The organism is Aestuariivirga sp. (assembly GCF_037139295.1).
In the GTDB taxonomy this organism is placed as follows: domain Bacteria; phylum Pseudomonadota; class Alphaproteobacteria; order Rhizobiales; family Aestuariivirgaceae; genus Aestuariivirga.
This window is the reverse complement of sequence record NZ_JBAXGR010000207.1, coordinates 1-3,303: the sequence shown is the minus strand read 5'-3', so window position 1 is coordinate 3,303 and position 3,303 is coordinate 1. Positions and strand designations below refer to the sequence as shown.

General features: G+C 60.8%; 3 protein-coding genes. 1 reads left to right on the top strand and 2 read right to left on the bottom strand.

Going from position 1 to position 3,303, the window contains the following annotated elements; all coding sequences use genetic code 11:
* The first annotated feature begins 163 nt into the window (after positions 1-163).
* Positions 164-1,354: a site-specific integrase gene (locus WCJ41_RS20845; RefSeq protein WP_336907760.1), complete on the top strand. Its 1,191-nt coding sequence runs from the start codon at positions 164-166 to the stop codon at positions 1,352-1,354.
* 152 nt (positions 1,355-1,506) lie between these two features.
* Here the strand turns inward: WCJ41_RS20845 and WCJ41_RS20840 are convergent, their stop codons facing one another.
* Entirely contained in the window at positions 1,507-2,178 is a 672-nt protein-coding gene (locus tag WCJ41_RS20840; protein WP_336907759.1) for an AAA family ATPase, read from the bottom strand.
* 80 nt (positions 2,179-2,258) lie between these two features.
* Positions 2,259-3,110: a hypothetical protein gene (locus WCJ41_RS20835; RefSeq protein WP_336907758.1), complete on the bottom strand. Its 852-nt coding sequence runs from the start codon at positions 3,108-3,110 to the stop codon at positions 2,259-2,261.
* Positions 3,111-3,303 lie beyond the last annotated feature (193 nt).

The following is a 3,303-nucleotide window of genomic DNA, read 5'->3' as shown; positions in this document are numbered from 1 at the left end:
CGCTGATCTCACTGGCGCTGGGCACGGCCCATGCTAATACAAGCACTGCCACGGGAAGTATGCTTAGGTCGTGATTTCAACGACTTAAGTCTCCGGTAGGACCTAGGCAGCCTAGGCAATATGCTGCGCTTGGAAGCAATTTCTAGGCGTTGGCTAGGCATAGGTGGTCGAAGATCCAGCCCGCATCCATGATGGCAAGATCCTCGTGTTCAAGCGCGGTGGCCGATACCACGCCAGGATCGGCATCGGGCCGAACAAATACCTCTACCGTTCGCTGAAGACGGCCAACAAGGGGATCGCCATCAGGGAAGCGCAGCGGCTGGGCTATGAGCTGGAGTTCCGCAGCGAGCATGGCATCCCCGCAGCATCCCGACGCTTCGATGACGTCATCGAGGAGTATCTGGTCCACAGGCGCAGGGAACATCTGCAGGGCCGCACCTCTGCGAACGCCCTGCGGCAGATCGAGCGTGTGGGAAGGTTCTGGCTGGCCTTTGCTGGGGATCGGCTGCTGACTGACATCGGCAATGTGGAGCTCAGGGAGTTCGTGTCGTGGCGGCGCGACTACTACACCACGCATCCCTTCAAGCACCACAATGCCAAGCGCTATCCGCAGGACAAGACCATCCAGTGGGATGTCATGCTGGGCAAGGCCATCATCAAGTGGGCGCATGAGCGGGGCTATCGCGGCACCATGCAGCTGCCGACCTATTCGTTCACGGCCAAGCGCAAGCGGGTGAGGCCCGCGTTCGAGGTCGTGGAATACAGGCGATTGGTCAGGGGGCTCTACCGCTGGGTGCGTGACTGCACGGTCCCTGAGTTCCTGCACACGCGGCTGCTGCTGCGCGATTACGTGCTGGTGCTGGCAAACTCGGGCATGCGTGTGGGTGAGGCCAACAACCTGCGCATCCGTGACATACACCCCTTCGTGGACCAGCTGGGGCGCAGGAACTATCGGCTGGTGGTCAGGGGCAAGACGGGGGAGCGTGACGTGATCCCCCGCTGGCCTGTCAAGCGCTACATCGACCGCATCATCGCGGGCAAGTCCGATCCGCAACCAGATGATTGGCTGTTCGCAATGCGAGACGGCCACAGGATCATCACGCTGATCGACCAGTTCGACAAGGTGACCGAGGCGGCGGGGATCGAGCGCAGCTCTGCGGGTGAGAAGTATAGCCTCTACAGCCTGCGGCACTTCTATGCCGTGCAATCGCTGCGCAGGGGCATCGGCGTCTATGACATCGCACGTAACATGGGCACCAGCGTGGAGATGATCCAGCAGTATTACGGGAAGCAGGCGACGCCGCTGGCGCTGGCGACCAGCTTGGGCGGCGGGCTGGGTAGGATGTCGCGTTGAAACGACATTGATGTTGGGGGCTGCGATGATGGTCGTTTTGAAACGACGATACCAACGGCGGGCCAACTGATCTGGGGTTGAAGCCAAAGGGAAAGGGGTGCCGAATGCATCGACACCCCCTTCGTGGAATTGCCGTGGATTACGCTTCGTTGTTAGAGCGTCTGCAGGCCGCGCTTGACGCGGACCTTGTTGGCGAAGTTGATGAGGATGTTTGTGATGCGCCGTGCACTGCCGTTCTGGCCCGCGACCACCTGAACCAAAGCCGCATCGGTGATGTCATGCACGCCATAATCGGCCATCACACGCCGCGCGAAGGGCAGCCAGCGCTCAGGCGATGCGGCGCGGAAGTCCACCATGATCGACCTGTCTTTGACGCGGTCATCAATCTTATGGACGCGGTTTGTCGCGAAAATGAACACTGCAGTGCGGAAGGCCATGATGGACTTCAATCCGTCCATGGCACGGGGGGTGAGCTCATCAAGCTCGTCCAGCACGATATACTGGTAGTGGCCAAACGGTATCGTCTCGGCGGTGCAAGCCAGGCTTTCGATAAGCGGGGCGTCATTCTTGGGAGCATAGATGCGTTCATACCTATGCCAGCCCGTTGGCCCGCCGAGGGTCGTCTCGATCAGGTCTGGCAACATCGCCGCCAATGTGGACTTGCCCGTGCCAGGAGGGCCATAGAGCAGGATCGCGCTCACATCGGCGTTGGGGAATGCCGTGTAGCCGTTGATGATGTCGGTGATCTTGCGCTCATTGAGTTCATCGCAGAAGACGATGTCGGCGAGCGACTTTGGTGTGTAGTCGAAGGCAGCCTTGGCCATGTTGCTCTCTCAGTTGGAGTTTTGCTGGAAAGTTGCGGGAGGGGAGGCCACATAGAGGCCTCCCCAAGCGTTCTGATCTGTTAAGCTGCCTGTGCGGATGCGGCCTCAGCAGCAAGCGCTTCGAGCAGCGCCTCCTCGTCGACGGCCTTCGCGCTCTGCGCCTTGGCCGAACCATCAGACTTGAGGCTGTCCTTGTTGGCCGAGTAGTAGGCCACCAGTGCAGCGTTCAGCGCAGATGCGGACGAGATGACCGCATTGACCGTGAACTTCGCGGAAGCGTCCTGAGTGGCGATCAGGATGCGCATGTTGCCCACGGCGGCGTGATCGAGCTGATCCGAGACCGCAGCGGCGTCGAACACGCCGATGTTCTTCGCCTTGATCGCCTCCTTCACCTGCTCGGCCTTGTCGGCGGGCGACATGGCGTTGCCAGGCTTGCCGAGGCGCAGCTCTTCAACGCCGCCAGCTTCGTAGATGAAGACGGCCAGCTTCGCGGCGGGCACCTTCTTGTCGAGCGCAGCACGCAGCGCACGCGAGTAAGCGCTGATGCGGCGGCGGTCGCCGTCGAACACGCAGCGCACGATCTTGGTCATCGTGTGGGTGCTCTCGCGCACCTCGATGTTGCGCTGCTTGAGCAGAAGCGCCAGCGCACCGCGCAGCGCAGATGCCTCGACCGACTTGCCCGTCATGTCCGCGTAGAGGTTGTAGCAGCCCTGCAGAACGCCGTAGAGCATGTCGTTGCTGTCCTTGAACACCGTGTTCTGCCAATGGGCACGGCGGTCAGACAGGGCAACGATGCGCTCATACGCACCAGCCTCGCGCTGGCGCTGAGCCTCGATGCCCTCGGCTTCGGTCGCAGCAACCTGCACCTTGGCCATGGGAATGATCGGAGCCGCCACAGCCGCTTCGTTCACCGCCTCAACAAAATCTTCCATGTCTGCCTCTCGAATTGCGCGGCACATGAGCGTGCCACGTGGGCAGACAGGTAGAGCGGCACCAAGCCGGATATTATCGATTGTAAACGGGCCGCCTTAGCCGTGATATGTCCCCCATGGGACAGCACACCGGAGGCCTCGTGGACAAAGACAAGGCACTGAAAAATCTTAAGAAACGCTCGACTAAGATCGA

Excerpts from the sequence above, each read along its gene's own strand:
- WCJ41_RS20840 (WP_336907759.1), bottom strand. The coding sequence starts at position 2,178 with ATGGCCAAGGCTGCCTTCGACTACACACCAAAGTCGCTCGCCGACATC.
- WCJ41_RS20835 (WP_336907758.1), bottom strand. The coding sequence starts at position 3,110 with ATGGAAGATTTTGTTGAGGCGGTGAACGAAGCGGCTGTGGCGGCTCCG.